The organism is Flagellimonas pacifica, from assembly GCF_900215465.1.
Lineage (GTDB): Bacteria > Bacteroidota > Bacteroidia > Flavobacteriales > Flavobacteriaceae > Flagellimonas > Flagellimonas pacifica.
The window spans coordinates 1-19,064 of the sequence record NZ_OBEH01000008.1 but is presented as its reverse complement, the minus strand read 5'-3'; the positions used below and the strand labels follow the sequence as shown (position 1 = coordinate 19,064).

General features: G+C 41.3%; 15 protein-coding genes. 7 read left to right on the top strand and 8 right to left on the bottom strand.

What is annotated here, in order from left to right; genetic code table 11:
• Positions 1 to 40: 40 nt before the first annotated feature.
• A complete protein-coding gene (locus tag CRO15_RS18470) occupies positions 41 to 505 on the bottom strand; it encodes a GNAT family N-acetyltransferase (protein ID WP_097047344.1) in 465 nt (154 codons plus the stop codon).
• A gap of 67 nt (positions 506 to 572) precedes the next feature.
• On the opposite strand from CRO15_RS18470, the gene CRO15_RS18465 reads away from it, so the two are divergent.
• Entirely contained in the window at positions 573 to 1,214 is a 642-nt protein-coding gene (locus CRO15_RS18465; RefSeq protein ID WP_097047439.1) for an O-methyltransferase, read from the top strand.
• Here the strand turns inward: CRO15_RS18465 and CRO15_RS18460 are convergent.
• Together CRO15_RS18460 and CRO15_RS18455 are read right to left on the bottom strand one after the other, a co-directional pair.
• Positions 1,192 to 1,752 (bottom strand): phosphatase PAP2 family protein, encoded by a 561-nt coding sequence (locus CRO15_RS18460; RefSeq protein WP_097047343.1) that lies wholly within the window; start codon positions 1,750 to 1,752, stop codon positions 1,192 to 1,194. The genes CRO15_RS18465 and CRO15_RS18460 overlap by 23 nt on opposite strands.
• Before the next feature lie 3 nt (positions 1,753 to 1,755).
• On the bottom strand, positions 1,756 to 2,034 hold the full coding sequence (locus CRO15_RS18455) for a Sec-independent protein translocase subunit TatA/TatB (protein WP_097047342.1): 279 nt from the start codon (positions 2,032 to 2,034) through the stop codon (positions 1,756 to 1,758).
• A 168-nt stretch (positions 2,035 to 2,202) separates the two neighbouring features.
• Here CRO15_RS18455 and CRO15_RS18450 point away from each other — a divergent pair, with 168 nt between their 5' ends.
• Genes CRO15_RS18450 through CRO15_RS18440 form a run of 3 tightly spaced genes read left to right on the top strand, consistent with a single transcriptional unit; the run spans position 2,203 to position 6,334 of the window.
• The gene (locus tag CRO15_RS18450) at positions 2,203 to 3,447 is read left to right on the top strand and encodes an efflux RND transporter periplasmic adaptor subunit (protein WP_097047341.1); all 1,245 of its coding nucleotides are present in this window, start codon (positions 2,203 to 2,205) and stop codon (positions 3,445 to 3,447) included.
• Positions 3,447 to 4,814, top strand: coding sequence for an ABC transporter permease (locus CRO15_RS18445; RefSeq protein WP_243397023.1), 1,368 nt, complete (start codon positions 3,447 to 3,449; stop codon positions 4,812 to 4,814). Before CRO15_RS18450 ends, CRO15_RS18445 begins: the two co-directional genes overlap by 1 nt.
• A 56-nt stretch (positions 4,815 to 4,870) precedes the next feature.
• Positions 4,871 to 6,334 (top strand): TolC family protein, encoded by a 1,464-nt coding sequence (locus CRO15_RS18440; protein WP_097047339.1) that lies wholly within the window; start codon positions 4,871 to 4,873, stop codon positions 6,332 to 6,334.
• 55 nt (positions 6,335 to 6,389) lie between these two features.
• On the opposite strand, the gene CRO15_RS18435 is transcribed toward CRO15_RS18440, so the two are convergent.
• The 5 genes from CRO15_RS18435 to CRO15_RS18415 all read right to left on the bottom strand — a co-directional run bounded on the left by CRO15_RS18435 (position 6,390) and on the right by CRO15_RS18415 (position 11,799).
• A complete protein-coding gene (locus CRO15_RS18435) occupies positions 6,390 to 8,705 on the bottom strand; it encodes a M1 family metallopeptidase (protein WP_097047338.1) in 2,316 nt (771 codons plus the stop codon).
• Positions 8,706 to 8,766: 61 nt separating this feature from the next.
• Entirely contained in the window at positions 8,767 to 9,285 is a 519-nt protein-coding gene (locus CRO15_RS18430) for a DUF6702 family protein (RefSeq protein ID WP_097047337.1), read from the bottom strand.
• 160 nt (positions 9,286 to 9,445) lie between these two features.
• On the bottom strand, positions 9,446 to 10,270 hold the full coding sequence (locus tag CRO15_RS18425) for a carboxypeptidase-like regulatory domain-containing protein (RefSeq protein ID WP_097047336.1): 825 nt from the start codon (positions 10,268 to 10,270) through the stop codon (positions 9,446 to 9,448).
• Entirely contained in the window at positions 10,257 to 11,069 is an 813-nt protein-coding gene (locus CRO15_RS18420) for a hypothetical protein (protein ID WP_243397022.1), read from the bottom strand. The genes CRO15_RS18425 and CRO15_RS18420 overlap by 14 nt, the downstream gene beginning before the upstream one ends.
• The gene (locus CRO15_RS18415; RefSeq protein ID WP_097047335.1) at positions 11,059 to 11,799 is read right to left on the bottom strand and encodes a carboxypeptidase-like regulatory domain-containing protein; all 741 of its coding nucleotides are present in this window, start codon (positions 11,797 to 11,799) and stop codon (positions 11,059 to 11,061) included. The genes CRO15_RS18420 and CRO15_RS18415 overlap by 11 nt, the downstream gene beginning before the upstream one ends.
• A gap of 214 nt (positions 11,800 to 12,013) precedes the next feature.
• On the opposite strand from CRO15_RS18415, the gene CRO15_RS18410 reads away from it, so the two are divergent.
• The 3 genes from CRO15_RS18410 to CRO15_RS19675 form a co-directional block, all read left to right on the top strand.
• Positions 12,014 to 14,182: a hypothetical protein gene (locus CRO15_RS18410; protein WP_133067293.1), complete on the top strand. Its 2,169-nt coding sequence runs from the start codon at positions 12,014 to 12,016 to the stop codon at positions 14,180 to 14,182.
• A gap of 3 nt (positions 14,183 to 14,185) precedes the next feature.
• Positions 14,186 to 15,352: a gliding motility-associated C-terminal domain-containing protein gene (locus CRO15_RS18405; RefSeq protein ID WP_097047333.1), complete on the top strand. Its 1,167-nt coding sequence runs from the start codon at positions 14,186 to 14,188 to the stop codon at positions 15,350 to 15,352.
• A 167-nt stretch (positions 15,353 to 15,519) separates the two neighbouring features.
• The coding region (locus CRO15_RS19675) for a collagen-like protein (RefSeq protein WP_097047332.1) at positions 15,520 to 19,064 on the top strand (3,545 nt) is incomplete at its 3' end.

The following is a 19,064-nucleotide window of genomic DNA, read 5'->3' as shown; positions in this document are numbered from 1 at the left end:
ATTCAAAAGTACAATTTGTGGTTTTTATAAATGCCCAGAACTATTCTAAACGCATTTCTATAATATGTTTTTTAAAACCCACTTTTTCATATGCTTTAATAGCTGGAAGATTATCACTATAAACTGTCAATCTAATCTCCATAAGCCCTTTTTTATGTGACCATTTCTTAAGTTCTTCTATAATTTTGGCGTTTATACCTTTTCCCCTATAATCTGGATGTGTGTACATAAACCCCAAATAGCTATAATATTCGTGATTTAAATAGTGTCTAGCTTTTTTTACAATAGCATAGCCAGATGCAACCAGTTGGCCTTCTACTTCAGCAACTGTTACACAAGCTTCATCATCTTCAATCATTTTACCTATGTCATAATAACTAATGGGGTCTTCCCGTAGGGTAACATCAAAAGGGCGTTCCGCTTTTATAAGTTCTTGCTCAAAATCCAAAAGAATGGACAATTCTTCTGAAGTAGCATTTCTAAAGATGATGTTATTTGGCGCCATAATCGTAGATTATTTAAAACTGAAATCCAATGTAGTTCTTTTCTATATTTTTACGAAAATTTTTGAGATGCATTTCCTATCCCCTTTATTGGAAAACTATATTGCTGAAAATTCAGAGACCGAGCCTTCACTTTTGGCAGAACTTACCAGGGAAACACATTTAAAAGTGGTGCAACCTAGAATGATTACAGGGCATTTTCAGGGAAGGGTTTTAAGCATGTTCTCAAAACTTATTTCTCCCAAGTACATCCTTGAAATTGGTACTTACACAGGGTATTCGGCTATATGCTTGGCAGAAGGCTTAAAAAAGACCGGCGCGTTACACACCATAGAAATAAATGAGGAACTCCATGAGCTACAACGGAATTATTTTGATAGAAGTGGATTTGGACCTCAAATTGTACAACATACAGGAGATGCGTTAGAGATTATCAGCACATTGGACATATGTTTTGACCTCGTTTTTATTGATGCTCAAAAAGTGCAGTATGATGCCTATTTTGAGGCTGTTATTAAAAAAACCAAGCCTGGAAGCGTTATTCTTTCAGACAATGTTTTGTGGTCAGGAAAAGTAGCGGAACCTGTTGCAAAATCTGATAAGGCCACAGCAGTCTTGGTTGAGTATAACAAAAAATTAAAAAATGACCCTAGAGTAGAAACTGTTATTCTTCCTGTTAGAGATGGTCTTACCATGTGTCGGGTACTGTAATTCTTCCTTGAACCTTATAAAACAGGATTCCTGAAATAGTACCGATCAAAGCGCCAACCAAAATATCCAGTGGAAAATGGACTCCCACATAAATTCTACTATACGAAAAAAGCAATGGCCATATGAAGAAAATCCATGCCCATTTCACTTTGTTTCTTAATAAAAGAAATACCACAGTGGTAATGGCAAAAGAACTGGAGGCATGTCCAGAAAAGAAACTATAATCAATGGGGGTCTTTAGTATACGAATAAAGGAGTTGAGGTTTTCGTCATTACAGGGACGAGGTCTTTTTACCCAAATCTTTATCAAATGAGTTAAAAACGTAATAAACAACGCTACTGATGTAACCGTAAGAATATTGAAAAAAGCTTTTCGCTTTGGAAACTTTAAGATAAAAATGACGATGAACAAAAGAAATAAAGGAATCCAATTACTTATTTCAGTAATCATGGTCCAAAATTCATCATATTCCTGAACACCTAGGCCATTGAGATAGGTGAAAATATCTTTATCCCATTTTAGAAGTTGTTCCAACATGGGTTATTTGGTGCTTCTTTTAACAGCACCTGTTACTTCATCAACATTTTTTTTGACCTCATCCAATTCGTTACGGATATCCTTCGTGAAATCAGTATCGATCCCTTGCTTTTCAGCACTCTTTTGAATTTCCCGCTTTATATCATCCGTAGCATCCCGTAATTGTCTCATTCCCTTGCCCAATCCTTTGGCTATTCCAGGGATTTTATCCGCACCAAAGACCATGACCACAATAAAAAGGATAAAAAAGATTTCTCCGCCGCTAATAAATAAAAAATGCATACAACAAATATAATGAGAAGTTCATTTGTAATCCTGAAAAAAAACCTAAATAACCCCCTATCCTCTTTGTAATAAAAATATTATGAAAAGTATAACACAGTGGTATAATCCTTGATGGCCTTCATTATATATTTTTGAAGTATCACCAATAAATCAAACCAAAAAACCATGTCCAAAAAAAAGCTTGCCTTAGTAGCTTTACCTGTTCTATTGATTCTTCTTGCTTACTTTTTTTTATCCGGGTCCTCAGAAAATGACGTTTCCATTACAGCCGAGGTAAAAAAAGGTGATTTTTTAAATGAAGTTATTATCTCAGGTGAAGCTCAATCCACAAGTCTAAAAAAAATCAACGGTCCTACGGATATTAGAAAGTACCGCTTGAACAATGTGAAAATTCAAGATTTGATTCCCGAAGGCACCATAATAAAAAGTGGGGATTACGTTGGAAGATTAGACCCTTCCGAGCTCAACGGGCAAATTATTGATGCCCAATTGAATCTTGAAAAAGCAGAATCGAAGTTTACCCAAGAGCAGTTGGATACCACTTTGACCCTAAAACAAGAGCGGACAACCATAAAAGATCTGGAGTTTACTTTGGCCGAAGATCAACTGGAGTTGGAAAGGTCTATTTATGAGCCTCCAAGTACCATTAAACAACTTGAGATCAAGATAGAACGTAATGAAAGAGACCTTAAGGAGAAAACGGAGGATTATCAGATAAAAAAGCGTAAGGCCATTGCCAAAATGGTAGAGGTAGGAACTGAAGTTTCTAAAATAAGAAAGCGACTAGAAGATTTAACCAATCTTCAAAAATCATTCACCATCCATTCTGATGGCGACGGAATGGTCACTTATGCCAAAAACTGGGACGGCACCAAGAGAAAAGTGGGTTCCAGTATCAGCCCATGGGATCCAACAATAGCAACCTTACCTGATTTAACCAAAATGGAATCCAAAACATACGCCAACGAGGTAGATATCAGAAAACTAAAAAAAGACCAAACAGTGGTTATTGGTTTTGACGCATTTCCAGATGCTACCATTGAGGGCATTGTTACCAGTGTTGCCAATGTTGGGGAAAAGAAAAGAGGTTCAGATATCAATCTTTTTCAAGTATTGATAAAGTTCAATGAATCCAACTCTAACATCAGACCCGGTATGACCACTTCCAATCGCATACTCATAAATAAGGAGGAAAATGTTCTTACTGTGCCATTAGAAGCCATCTTTTCCAAAGATTCAATTAGTTATGTGTATAAAAAAACAGGTTTTTCGATTGATAAAAAAGAAGTGGAACTTGGTGGTTCCAATGTGGACGAAGTCATTATAAAAAAGGGGCTTGCTGAAAATGATGTTGTTTATTTGAGCAAACCAGAGGGATTGGAAAATAAAAGTATCAAGCCCGTAGAATAATGGACAAGATACTTTTAGAGCGAATAAAGTCCAATTTCATTGAGGCCTATAGGATTATTGCCATCAACAAAGTGCGCACTTTTTTAACGGCACTGGGTATTATTTTTGGTGTAGCAGCAGTAATTACAATGTTGGCCATAGGAAAAGGTGCGGAGAAAGAAATATTGTCCCAACTGGAGCTGGTAGGTGTTAATAATATTGTAATAGAGCCAATCCCGGATGATGCAGATGAAAACGATTCCGAAGAAGATAATAACGAGGAAGGGGCCGCTACAGAGCAAAAAAGATTTTCAAAAGGCTTAGATCTTTTAGATGTTGCCAGTATAGATAAAATTGTTCCTTCTGTTAAACTTTCCAGTCCAGAGATTATAATGGATACATATGTAATCAACAAGGGAAGGCAGAACTCTGTTAAACTCATAGGCATTACCAATGCCTATTTTCAAACATCCAACATTTCCGTAGGTAGGGGTTCAAAGTTTTCTAATGAACAATCTAACAATGCAATGCCTGTTTGTATTATTGGTGAAAAAGTAGAGAAAAAACTTTTCACCGGTGAAAGTGCCCTTGGCAAACAGATAAAAGTCAAGGATGTCTGGCTTAAGGTTGTTGGTATCATTGAGGAAAAATTGATATCAGAAAAAGCTCAGGAAAACTTGGGTATACGGGATCTTAACCAAGATATCTATATCCCAATAAAAACTTTTTTAGTTAGGTATAAGGACAGAAAGATCATTCATGACAAGGCAATTGATTATAATCAAATCATTGCACAACGTCAAGGAGGTCCAAAAAAGAGAATTCCTCGAGGCAACTATCATCAAATTGACAGATTGACCATTCAAGTAAACAACTCCAGTGAGCTTAAGGGCACTGCGGAGGTTATTAGCAGGATGCTCAAAAGAAAACACAACGATATTCTGGATTTTGAGATTTCCATCCCTATAAATCTTTTAAAACAGCAGCAGAAGACAAAACAAATATTCAATATAGTATTGAGTATAATAGCAGGTATTTCTTTGTTGATAGGTGGAATTGGGATTATGAATATTATGCTTGCGTCCGTTTTAGAGCGCACAAAAGAAATCGGAATAGTACGTGCTCTGGGCGCCACACGTCAAGATGTAATTTGGCAATTTTTGTCCGAGTCCATCCTTATTAGTTTGGGAGGGGGCATTATTGGAGTAATCTTAGGTATTATAGCCTCCTTTGGTCTAGAAAAAATAACGGGTATAGAAACGATATTGACCTTAGGTTCCATTTTGTTGTCTTTTTTCGTTGCCACTGTTGTAGGGTTGGTCTTTGGGGTATTCCCTGCACGATCGGCCGCCAATAAAAGACCTATTGAAGCCATACGGCATGAATAAGAACATATCTTTCTTTATATCAACCATCATAAGATCAAGTAATAAACACAAAACACATGAAGACTAAGAAGCTTCTTTTTTTCCTTTTCCTGGCAGTTCATCTGGTCACTTTCTCACAAAAAAAGCAGATTCAACTGAAAGAGGCCATTACCCTGGCTCAAAAAAAATCTCCAGAATACCAGGCTCTTGTAAACAATACCCAGGCACGCTATTGGAGATATCGAAATTACATTGCCAGTTTTTTACCGGAATTGAGTTTAAATCTTTCTCCCCGTTATGCTAATTCTGTAAACAGAATTACCAATGATTTGGGGCAAGATATTTTTGTGCGCCAAAACCAATCTATTATAGACGGGGGACTTAGTTTGAGGCAACAGGTGCCGTATACTGGAGGTATATTCTCTATTAATTCCCAACTGCAGCGTATAGATCGGTTTGGTGACAACAATACCACCAGTTTTTCTGTAGTTCCTTTTTCGATTCGGTATTTTCAAAATTCTTTGTTCTACAATTCATTTAGATGGGATAAAAAGATAGAACCATTGCGTTACGAAGAATCTAGACGGGATTTTGTAGAAAGAATGGAAGAGATTTCCCTAAATACGTGTAGACGTTATTTTGACTTGTTAAAAGCACAGATGCAGTTAGAAATTGCAAAACGTAACTTATCCAACCAAGATACCTTGCTCCAAATTGCAAAAGGAAGATATAGAATTGGGAAAATTCCTGAAAACGACCTGTTACAGATGGAACTTAGGCATTTAAACTCCCAAAACTTTGTTACCACCAACACCGTAGCATATAAAAAAGCTTCGCAGGACTTGGCCAGGTACCTTTCTTTAAATACAGAGAACATTGAGTTATCAATACCTGAAGAACTTAAAGAGTTCAAGGTGAGTGTGGAGAAAGCCTTGGAAGAAGCCTATGATAACAGAAAAGCTGTAATTGAGTTTAGAAGAAGAAGATTGGAAATGGAAAAGGAACTGGCCGAAGCCAAGGGTAATAATAGGGTACGCTTAAGTGTAAATGCCAATTTTGGGCTTAATGGCCAATCTGATGAATACAGCACCCTTTTTCAAGATTACGATCAGCAGCAAAATGTGAATATTTCTTTGGGGATACCCATTTTTGATTGGGGTGTTTCAAAGTCAAAAAGAAAAATGGCTGAGGCCAATCTTGATCTTACAGACACCAATATAAAACAAGAAAGCCAGGCATTTGAACAAGAAATATACCTTCATACACTTAATTGGTCAAATCAAAGGAGTTTTTTGTCCACCGCCGAAAAGGCACAAGAGGTTGCGCTAAAAAGATATGATATCACCAAAAAAAGATATGTTCTTGGTAAGGTTTCCATTACCGACCTCAACCTAGCACAGCAAGAAAAAGACAAGGCTGTTATTGACTATTTGAATTCCTTGGAAAAATTTTGGACAGATTATTATCTTTTACGAAAGTTGACCCTTTACGATTTTATAGCTGATCAAAAGATAAAAGTAGAGGAATTGGTTTTTGATTAAAATCAAAAAAAAGCCCTATGCAATCACAGGGCTTTTTTTGAACTATATTCTTGTATTATTTCCCTTTGATATTCTCCTTGAACTTATCAAAGTCAGATTTCTCATCTTTAATTGGCCAAGAATTATTGGCAGTATCAATATCTGCAGTTTCCAATTTAGGATCCACGATAATCCCTACCAACTCTTTTTGAGTGGATAATACACGTTTTACTTCTGCATCGTTCTTTCTCCAAATTTCTGGAGGGTATGTAACGTTTTCCTTGCTACCATCTGCATAGGTATACTCTACAATCAATGGCATTGGAATACCTCCTGGTTTGTCAAATGTTATCTCATAAAAATACTTTGGCTCTTTAACCTGAGCTCTTTCGGCTTCGGTCATATTGTCCATCATAAACTCTTTCAAGTTTTTTGACGTTTCCGTTGGAGATTTACCTTTTAGTGAAGGGTCATAATCCTCGCTGCCTTCTTCCGCCAAATATACCAATGGAGGTAAATCTGCTTCTGTAAGGTTTCTATCTGCCATATACTTTTCCATTTGCTTGGTAGGCTTGTTGGAAACGTAATACTTCTTAACGCCTTTTACTCCTATATCCACATAGTCAGTGGTGTAGAACCATCCTCTCCAATACCAATCTAAATCAACTGCAGATGCATCTTCCATGGTACGGAAGAAATCTTCTGGAGTTGGGTGTTTGAACTTCCAACGCTGTGCATACGTTTTAAACGCATGGTCAAACAATTCTTTGCCCATTACAGTTTCTCGCAAAATATTCAATGCGGTTGCTGGTTTACCGTAAGCATTTGGTCCCAATTGATAAACATTTTCAGGATTTGACATGATTGGAGAAATATGACTTTGGTCTCCACCCATATATGGCACTATCTTTGACGGTGCCCCTCTTCGGGAAGGATAGGCTTCATTGGGAGCAATTACCTCAGGATAGTTTTCACCAAATTCCTGCTCTGTTAAATATTGCATAAAGGTATCCAGACCTTCATCCATCCAGCCCCATTGGCGTTCATCTGAATTTACGATCATAGGGAAGAAATTGTGCCCTACCTCATGGATAATCACGCTGATCATCCCATATTTTGTTCTGTCCGAATAGGTACCATCCTCATTAGGTCTTCCATAATTCCAGCAAATCATAGGGTATTCCATACCTTGGTTCTTTGCATGAACCGAGATGGCTTTGTGGTATGGATAATCAAATGTATGCTTAGAATACGTTTCCAAAGTTTGTGCAACGGCCTTTGTGGACTGTTCTTCCCAGAGTGGGTTTCCTTCCTTTGGGTAGAGGGATACAGCCATAACATCTTTACCTCCAATTTTTACGGCCTGCATGTCCCAAATAAACTTTCTGGAAGTGGCAAAACCATAATCACGGACATTTGTTGCCTTGAATTTCCAAGTTTTTTTGTTTTCCGAAAAGCTCTTTTCCGCTGCTGCTGCCTCTTCTTGAGTTACAATAACCACTGGTTTATCGTAAGACTTTTTAGCTTGCTTGTAGCGTTTCATCATCTCTTTTGAGAAAACATCATCTCTATTTTGTAATACTCCTGTTGCATCCAAAATATGATCAGCGGGCACAGTAATGCTTACATCGTAATTGCCAAATGGAAGTGCAAATTCTCCGCTTCCCCAGAACTGATGGTTCTGCCATCCTTCTACATCACTATAGACTGCCATTCTTGGAAAAAACTGAGCAATTACATAAGCTCGGTTTCCATCTTTTGGAAAATATTCATACCCAGAACGTCCTCTTCCGTTAACATGATCATTAATGTTATACCACCACTTGATGGAAAACGAAATTTGTGCTCCACTTTTTAAAGGTTTAGGGATATTTATACGCATCATAGTTTGATTTATGGTATAAGACAATGGTTTCCCATTGGCATCCTTCACAAACTCAATATTAAAACCTCCATCAAAAGGTTCATTGATGTACGTATTGGCAAAATTATCTGCTGTGTAAGCAAAGTTTACTCCGTTGCCGTTTCGCAAAGGCGATTTAGAATCTTTTGCTCTTACATTTTGATCCAACTGAACCCAAAGGAACTCCAAATCATCTGGTGAGTTGTTGAAATAGGTTATGGTTTCCTCTCCATGTAGTTTAGTATTTTTATCATCCAACTCAATGTTCATGGTATAATCTGCACGTTGTTGGTAATAATCCGGTCCTGGTGCTCCTGAAGCGGAACGATACGTGTTTGGAGTAGAGAACTCCTCATACAACTGTTTAAATTTGCTTTGATTGTAATGACCGGGCATTTTCTCTTCTTTGCCTTCCTCTCCTTCTTGTGCTATTGCCATAGCGCCAAAAAGAAACAACATGGAAGCAAAATAATACTTGACTTTGTTCATTTCTTATTTGATTTTTAAACGGTGAAAAATAACTTTTTTTTAACCAATTGTTAAGAATTGATTACAAGTTTAACATTCCTTTATTATTCTCCTTGATCAATACAAAACTCTTCTTCTTTCCTCTCCATTTTAAATGAACTACATTTTGTTGTTCCTCAAATAAATCGGTCAGCACTTCATTTTGGACAGTTATGGTTTTAAAATCGGATAGGTTTACATCTGGGACCTCCATAAAACAAATTACAACGTCGTTATCGTATTTCTTACCCAAGAATGTATACTTGGCTACGTCACCATTCAACTCAATTGTAAATTTTGCCCTCATATATTTTTCAATATAATCATTGGCGATTTTTGATTCATCTTCTGTTGCCAATTTCGCTTCAATACCATATCGTTCCTCAAGAACCTCTTCTAGGTCATCAATAAAAATACGACTGGTTATTTGAAATGAACTGTTCTTTTCTGAATAGACCACATTGGTAACACTTACATAAAATTTATGTACTGCGTTAAAAGACAGGAGCAATACCAATGAAAATAGTATTGTAATATTTCTGGTAATTTTCAAATTCTTCATGGTACAATAAGACACTTTAGTATAGGTTCATGTTACATCTTCAATGTTAAAATATCAAGATCTCCAACTCTAGCAAATCAATAAACTTAGAATGGTATTCTTTGAATACGCCATTTGAAGTGATATCTATTCTAAAATAACAAACCATATGCCAAAGGTGTCAATCTAGATTATTCTCTTCTCGGTAAGCCTTACTCTTTAAAACCAAGAATTGCCATAACAATAGCTGATCTTTATTTTCTGATACGCTTTCAAATTTAGCCTCCATTTGGCAATAATAAATAAAGTCGTGAAATCTATCCTTAGGAATTTTTAGAACATTGATCAAAACGGAATCTGAAAAGCTTTCTTCAATTTCTTTTACTTTCTCATATTCTTTATCCAAAAGCACTCTTTTCTTCAGTTTTTTTGTTCTGCCGCTAAGTCGATTAAGAATCTTGTTCACATTGAATGCCATACCAAGTCCGTAGAAATAGAAAAACTTGCCATGATCCGCATCATGAAGTTTGTTTTCACTTTGCGAGATAATCCTAACTCTTGCATTGGGTAATTTTAAGGCTTCAGCACTCACATCTTTTTCCAATTGCAAACCGCTTAAATCTCGATTTAAATTCCCTGAAAGATTATAAGGCTTTACCACCACTTCTTTTAGCTCGTTTACAAATGCTTCCATAGGAATATTAACGAAACTAGTACTGAATAGTTCTTCGCTAACAACAAGCATTTTTCTTTTATACTGTACTGCAGAAAACATGAGGGTATCATTATGTCTTACCATAATGAAAAAGTTTCCATCCGCATCTGTTATTGTAGCACTCCTAGAGGTAATGTTTTGTATCGCTATTCCCGTTACATCCTTTTCTTTACTTGTGACCTTTCCCTCCAAAATCCTTGATTCCTGAGCAGTGGAAATTCCAGAAACCAACAAAATTAACCATACACATCTGATATAATTTGTATTATAGAGCAAATCAATCAATACCATTGTTTTTTCTGTAAGCCCTGCTCTTGGATACCATAAAATCCCAAATTTTTAATTTGTCCTTAGAATCAACTGTACTCTGAAATTGAGGGTCCACTTCACAGAAATACATAAAATCATCTACTTTTTCCGCTGGTATTTTTAAAGTCATCACAAATAAGGAATCAACGTAAAAGTCCTGGACTCGCTGGGTCCGTGCATAAGTTTTATCCACCTTTACCCTATTCTTGAGCATTTTGGTTCTGCCCGTAATGGCATTGATGATGGGGTTCAATGTTAACGCACCGCCTGCGCCTCCAATTCCGCCACCTCCGGTTATAGACATTCCAGAGGCCTCTTGTAGCTTTCGTTCACTCTGTGTTATTATTTTGGTATGGGCATTGGGAAGCCCAAGAGCTTCGGCACTTACATCCTTCTCCAATTGCAGTCCATCCAAATCCTGGTTTAAATGCCCTGATAGATTATAGGGAGTTACTACCACTTCTTTTAACTCGTTCACAAATTCCTCTAAAGGAACAGAGATAAAATTGGTATTGAAAAGTTCCTCACTAACCGGAAGTACTTTTCTTTTGAACTGAACCGCGGAGAATACGAGGATATCATTTTTGTTGACCAATATGGAAAAGTTTCCATCCACATCGGTAATTACCGCTTTTTTGGAAGTAATATTCTGCACCACAACCCCTACAACATCTTTACCATTCCCATAAACTGTACCTCTTAATTGTTTGGAAATACCATGCTGACCATGTGCAAAAAAAATGGACATCAAAAAAAAAGAAAGAAGGAGCTTAATCCTCATTCAATTCAGCTAAATAAGTTTTACTATGGGTAACCAGAAAATCAATCAATTGAAACTCGTTTTCCTTGCGCAATAAGGTTTGTGATGGCACTTTGTCATCGCAATAAAACAAAAAAGCATCAATTTTATCTTGAGGCAACTTAAGATCAACCACAAAGAACTCATCGTCATAAACCTGTCGCAGCACATCACTAACTTTTAATGGCTCTTTATCTTCCCCAGTCTCCTTTTTGGCTTTGAACAAAGCCTTGAAAATGTTCACAAAATTAATTCCATCCCGCATTCCTCGAACACTTCTGGACTCTGCAATATTTTCCACTTCTGTACCGCGGTCAATTTCATATTCAAAACCTTTAAAATCCTCGTTTTTCACCTGAAGAAACTTTTCTTGATTCTCCGGGGTCACAACAACACCTTCCAATTCCGTGACTTTTTCCGTCACCTCTACCACCAATCTATTCTTGTCAAGAATATCCTTTGTGATAACAACCACTTCCAGTTGATAGTTAACAGCAGTGAACACCAATTGATCCCCCTCTTTTACCAAAATTGCAAACTCTCCATCATCATTGGTTATGGTACCTGTCTCGGTTGTGGTATTGATTACATTTTCATTAGGTACGTTTCCGCCTCTATATAGTACTTTCCCCCTTAGTACCTGCCTATCTTCCTGTGCCAGGGAAACGCTTGTGAAAACTAAAAGAAATGCAATCAGAATGGTGTTTTTCATAAAAAAAGCTTTTACCTAAAGTTAAAGAAAACCCTTGGGGGCCACATAAAAAAATAAACCTGTTCTAAACTTTTGTTAATTCTCAAAAATGACCAAATGCACTTTAATGTCATTCACCTTTGAACTGGGGTATTTTGACGGTAATAATTAGAATAATCCGCTGATAGGTTTAGCTTTGCCGTTTATGTTTGGCAATCCTCAAATAACAAACACCGTGAAAACGCAAATTACTTTTTTGGTCCTAGGACTATTCATGATCAATTCCATAGAAGGACAAATCAAAATTGGTGACAACCCACAAACATTAGATCCCTCTTCAGTATTGGAGCTCGAAAGCAACTCTCGGGTTTTGGTCATTACTCGAATGACCACGGTTCAAATGGAAAACACAACTCCGCTAAGAGGGGCAATGGTTTATAATACCGACACTGAATGTGTTCATTTTTATACGGGTACACTGTGGACCAATCTTTGCGACAGACCAGAAGAACAAACATTTACCGCTGACCCTATAGTTAATTTTAGTCCAACCATGGTAATTACCCAAGATGGAAGTAATTTTAATTTTGAAGTAGGGGAAATTAGAGGTGAAAATATTGTGGATACATCCATTAACGGAGCTGTTGATATACAGGAAGGTTCAATAACGGGGCTTCAACTACAAGAGGCCACTGTAACTTTTGATAAACTTGCCGACGGCGAAAACACTGGGGAACTTTTACAATGGAATGGAGCTGAATGGATATTGATTGACGAAACCGGCCTGGTGGTTACAGAATTAGATGGTGTAGTTGGAAATGAGGTAACCGGTCCAGCCGATTCTACGTTGGAACTTTCAGGAACTGGAGTAGATACAGATCCTTTTCTTTTGGATGTCAGTACTGGCGGAATTACAGATAATGAATTGGCAACCGATGCCGTGACAACAGATAAAATTTTGAATGGTGAAGTAAACACCGTTGATATTGCAGACAATGCTATTACAAATGTAAAAATGGCTGACAATGCAATTGGTACAACAGAGATTATTGACGACAGCGTCAATGCTGCCAAAATAAATCTAGATGTTGCTGGAACAGGACTCTTGCAGGCGGCCGATGGTTCTCTGGAGGTGGATGTAACTGCCTTCTCGGGGGACGGGGACATAACTTCTCCAGATGGGACAATAACCTTGGGGGGCACAACAACAAACTCCCTCTTCGAGGACGTATCTTTCGATGTCGCGGACAACGCCATCACCAATGCAAAAATGGCCAACAACGCCGTGACCTCCGCCAAGATAGCTGATGGTGAGATCGTCGATACAGATGTCTCCCCTACCGCTGCAATAGCAGGAACAAAGATCGACCCCGATTTCGGAACCTTGAACATCGCCACCACAGGAACACTGGCTGCTGGCAACACAACAATCACAGGGACAGTTTCCACCACCGGAACCGCAACCGTTGGGGCATACACCCTCGCGGCAACGGACGGAACAAACGGACAGGTACTCACAACAGATGGAGCTGGAAACGCCTCCTGGCAGAACACAAGCCCCGTAGCGGTGCAGACAACAACCGCAATCGATGGGGACGGACTTGCCGCAACTCCCCTTGATCTGGCCAACAACGCCGTGACCTCAGCCAAGATAGCCGATGGCGAGATTGTCGATGCAGATGTCTCCCCTACCGCTGCAATAGCAGGAACAAAGATCGACCCCGATTTCGGAACCTTGAACATCGCCACCACAGGAACACTGGCTGCTGGCAACACAACAATCACAGGGACAGTTTCCACCACCGGAACCGCAACCGTTGGGGCATACACCCTCGCGGCAACGGACGGAACAAACGGACAGGTACTCACAACAGATGGAGCTGGAAACGCCTCCTGGCAGAACACAAGCCCCGTAGCGGTGCAGACAACAACCGCAATCGATGGGGACGGACTTGCCGCAACTCCCCTTGATCTGGCCAACAACGCCGTGACCTCAGCCAAGATAGCAGACGATGCCGTCACAACTGCAAAAATAGCTCCTTCAGCAACCAATGGTCAAGTACTAACAACAGTTGCTGGTGTTACGGCTTGGCAAAGTCCAGCGGTAGTAGCTATGGGAAAAGTTGATGCAACGGCAATAGCAGAAAATGCAAATGGGGCAACTGTAGCACAAAATAGTACAGGAAATTATACAGTAACGTTTGATAGTGTTAGACCAGACGCAGAATATATTGTCCAATTAACGGTTTTAGATGGGGGACCTGACGTATCCATAGAAGTCACAGGAACTCCAACGGCAGCCAGTTTTATTGTTCAGATATCACAATTATCTATCGGTGCCGGACCTACTTTAATTTCTGCTCCTGTCGATTCAGAATGGTACTTCACGATAACAGATTTCTAGATTTTGAAAAAACTCTTTTACATACCGATTTTCATTTTTGCCGGCTATCTAAACGCCCAAACCGCGTTATACAACAGCGGTAATATCCGTATCCATACCAATGGCAATATTGGATTCCATACCAATTTAATCAATGAAACCGCCTTTGATCAAAATGGAGGTTTGGCTGGATTTTATGGAAATGCTCCTTTAACCGTACAGGGAAGTATTCCTCCCACTTTTAATGATATAGAAGTGATGGTTCCTAGCGATGTCTTTCTACAAAATTCTATTAACGTGATTAACAACGTGAATTTTGTCGATGGTAATGTACTTTCCCCACTTAATGATCAGACTACATATCTTAACTTTTCCAACGATGGTTTCTTCACAGGTGAAAATGATGCGTCCAAAGTAGCTGGATTTGCTGCTATTTTCAATAGAAATTTTTTCTCATTTCCTGTTGGTGATCAATCCCAGCTTAGGCCATTAATTTTCGAATCTCAAAGTGAAACACCTTTTGCTGTTTGTGCATATTATTTTGAAAACCCTTCTAATCCAACTTCTTTTTCAGAAAGCTATAATGTTGAAGAAAAAGTTAGGGATATTGGCACTGTTACCAACAGAGAATTTTGGGTTTTTCAAAGTGATGTTACCGCAACTGTAACAATAAGTTGGAATGAAAGAAGTGCTTTGGCCTCAATCCCAAATACAACAGCTGATTCTATAATTATAGTAGGTTGGAGCAAATCTTCCAATCAATGGGTCATTATTGGCAATTCTGCTCAGAGTGGTGACATTAACCAAGGTTTCATAACTTCCAACCCTTTTCTTCCTAATGATTACGATGCAATTACTTTTGGAACTGTTCCTTTACCAACAGATACATTTGCTGTGAATAATCCAACATTGGGTAATTACTTTTTAAGTCCAAATGGAGATGGCACCAACGATTTTTTGGTTATTGAAGGTATGTCCGAATCACCAAATAATAGCCTAAGGATATTCAATCGTTTTGGTCAAAAAGTATTTGAAAAAATAAATTATGTAGATGAATTCAATGGAGTTTCAAACACCAACAGTTTGATTTTGAATCAAGGTATTGGATTACCAGAAGGCGTTTACTACTATTTGGTCACTCTTGATGATCTAAAGCTGGAATATCAAGGCTTCCTGTTCCTCGATAGGTAATCTTTGTAAGAATTATACTTCACGTATTTTGTGATAATCCATTAAAATTTAATACTTTAGCGTACCGTTTTTTGTTGTTTGCAACACTTATAGCTCCCTACACAACATTAAATGGTACTTCATAGACCTCTCTGATATTTTTAACATACCATCTAATGTAGGTCGTGATGAAATTAAAACCACTTTTTTTCCTTTTAGTCCTTTTTGGCTACACATCAATATTCTCCCAAGTTAAAGTTGGAGCCAATCCAAATTCTATACATCCTTCTTCGATTATTGAATTGGAAAGCTCCAATAAAGCTCTTGTCTTAACTCGGCTGACATCTGCGCAGATGCAAAGTATTTCTCCATTAAATGGTGCACTGGTTTATAATGTTGAAACATCTTGTGTCCATTATTATAATGGTTCACAATGGATCAATCTTTGCAATTCATCAAATACGTCAGGATTTTCATTTATAGATAATGAGGATGGTACCTTCTCTATCAATTACGACAACGGAACAGTTTATACTTCTCCAGATTTAACAGGACTTCAAGGACCAGATGGGAACCAAGGGCCACAAGGACCAATAGGAAATCAAGGACCAATAGGAAATCAGGGACCCGATGGGAACCAAGGGCCACAAGGACCAATAGGAAATCAAGGACCAATAGGAAATCAGGGACCCGATGGGAACCAAGGACCTGACGGAAATCAAGGACCTGATGGAAATCAAGGACCTGACGGTAACCAAGGGCCGCAAGGACCAATAGGAAATCAAGGGCCCGATGGAAACCAGGGAGCCGTAGGACCTCAAGGACCTGTTGGTGACCAAGGGCCAGATGGTAACCAAGGACCCGACGGAAACCAAGGACCTGACGGAAATCAAGGGCCCGATGGAAACCAGGGACCGCAAGGACCTGACGGTAACCAGGGACCAGATGGAAACCAGGGACCCGACGGAAACCAAGGGCCGCAAGGACCTGACGGTAACCAGGGACCTGATGGGAACCAGGGACCAATAGGAAACCAAGGGCCCGATGGAAACCAGGGAGCCGTAGGACCTCAAGGACCAATAGGAAACCAAGGGCCTGACGGTAACCAAGGACCAGATGGAAACCAGGGACCAGATGGAAACCAGGGACCCGATGGAAACCAAGGGCCGCAAGGACCTGACGGAAACCAGGGACCCGACGGTAACCAAGGACCTGACGGGAACCAGGGACCTGATGGGAATCAAGGACCTGACGGAAACCAAGGGCCGCAAGGACCTGACGGTAACCAAGGACCCGATGGAAACCAGGGAGCCGTAGGACCTCAAGGACCTGTTGGTGACCAAGGGGCAGATGGAAACCAGGGGCCTGACGGTAACCAGGGACCAGATGGAAACCAGGGACCGCAAGGACCAATAGGAAATCAAGGGCCCGATGGAAACCAAGGACCCGATGGAAACCAAGGACCCGATGGAAACCAGGGACCGCAAGGACCTGTGGGCGATCAGGGACCAGTTGGAAATCAGGGACCAGTTGGAAATCAAGGACCAGTTGGAAATCAAGGACCCGATGGGAACCAGGGACCGCAAGGACCTCAGGGACCAGTTGGAAATCAAGGACCCGATGGGAACCAGGGACCACAAGGACCTATCGGTGATCAGGGACCAGTTGGAAATCAAGGACCCGATGGAAACCAGGGACCGCAAGGACCTATCGGTGATCAGGGACCAATAGGAAATCAAGGACCCGATGGGAACCAGGGACCGCAAGGGCCTGTGGGCGATCAGGGACCAGTTGGAAATCAAGGACCCGATGGGAACCAAGGACCGCAAGGACCTGTGGGCGACCAGGGACCACAAGGACCTGTAGGTGACCAGGGACCTGATGGGAACCAAGGACCTGACGGTAACCAAGGACCGCAAGGACCAATAGGAAACCAAGGACCAGATGGAAACCAGGGACCAGATGGAAACCAGGGACCAGATGGAAACCAAGGGCCGCAAGGACCTGACGGAAACCAGGGACCCGATGGAAACCAGGGAGCCGTAGGACCTCAAGGACCTGTTGGTGACCAAGGGCCAGATGGTAACCAAGGACCCGACGGAAACCAAGGACCTGACGGAAATCAAGGGCCCGATGGAAACCAGGGACCGCAAGGACCTGACGGGAACCAGGGACCAGATGGAAACCAAGGGCCGCAAGGACCTGACGGTAACCAGGGACCTGATGGGAACCAGGGACCAATAGGAAACCAAGGGCCCGATGGAAACCAGGGAGCCGTAGGACCTCAAGGACCAATAGGAAACCAAGGGCCTGACGGAAACCAAGGGCCGCAAGGACCAATAGGAAACCAAGGACCAGATGGCAACCAGGGACCCGACGGAAACCAAGGACCTGACGGAAACCAGGGACCTGATGGAAATCAAGGACCTGACGGAAACCAAGGACCGCAAGGACCAATAGGAAACCAGGGACCTGATGGGAACCAGGGACCAATAGGAAACCAAGGACCCGATGGAAACCAGGGAGCCGTAGGACCTCAAGGACCTGTTGGTGACCAAGGGGCAGATGGCAACCAGGGACCAGATGGAAACCAGGGGCCTGACGGTAACCAGGGACCTGACGGAAATCAAGGGCCCGATGGAAACCAGGGACCTGATGGGAACCAAGGACCTGACGGAAACCAAGGGCCGCAAGGACCAATAGGAAACCAAGGACCAGATGGCAACCAGGGACCAGATGGAAACCAGGGGCCAATAGGAAACCAAGGACCCGATGGAAATCAAGGACCTGATGGAAATCAAGGACCTGACGGGAACCAAGGACCTGACGGAAACCAGGGACCTGACGGGAACCAAGGACCGCAAGGACCAATAGGAAACCAAGGACCTGATGGGAACCAAGGGCCGCAAGGACCTGACGGTAACCAGGGACCTGACGGAAACCAGGGACCTGACGGTAACCAAGGACCTGATGGGAACCAGGGGCCAATAGGAAACCAAGGACCTGATGGGAACCAAGGACCTGACGGTAACCAGGGGCCTGACGGTAACCAAGGACCTGATGGGAATCAAGGACCTGACGGGAACCAGGGGCCAATAGGAAACCAGGGACCTGATGGGAACCAAGGACCAGACGGAAACCAGGGAGCCGTAGGACCTCAAGGACCTGTTGGTGACCAAGGGCCGCAAGGACCAATAGGAAACCAAGGACCGCAAGGACCTGTAGGTGATCAGGGACCAATAGGAAACCAAGGACCCGATGGGAACCAAGGACCTGACGGTAACCAAGGACCGCAAGGACCAATAGGAAACCAGGGACCAGATGGAAACCAGGGGCCTGATGGAAATCAAGGACCCGATGGAAATCAAGGACCTGACGGGAACCAAGGACCTGATGGGAACCAAGGACCCGACGGAAACCAGGGACCCGATGGGAACCAAGGACCAGATGGAAACCAAGGACCTGACGGAAATCAAGGACCTGACGGGAACCAGGGGCCAATAGGAAACCAAGGACCTGATGGGAACCAAGGACCTGACGGTAACCAGGGGCCTGACGGTAACCAAGGACCTGATGGGAACCAAGGACCTGACGGGAACCAGGGGCCAATAGGAAACCAGGGACCTGATGGGAACCAAGGACCCGATGGGAACCAAGGACCAGATGGAAACCAAGGACCTGACGGAAATCAAGGACCTGACGGTAACCAAGGGCCGCAAGGACCAATAGGAAA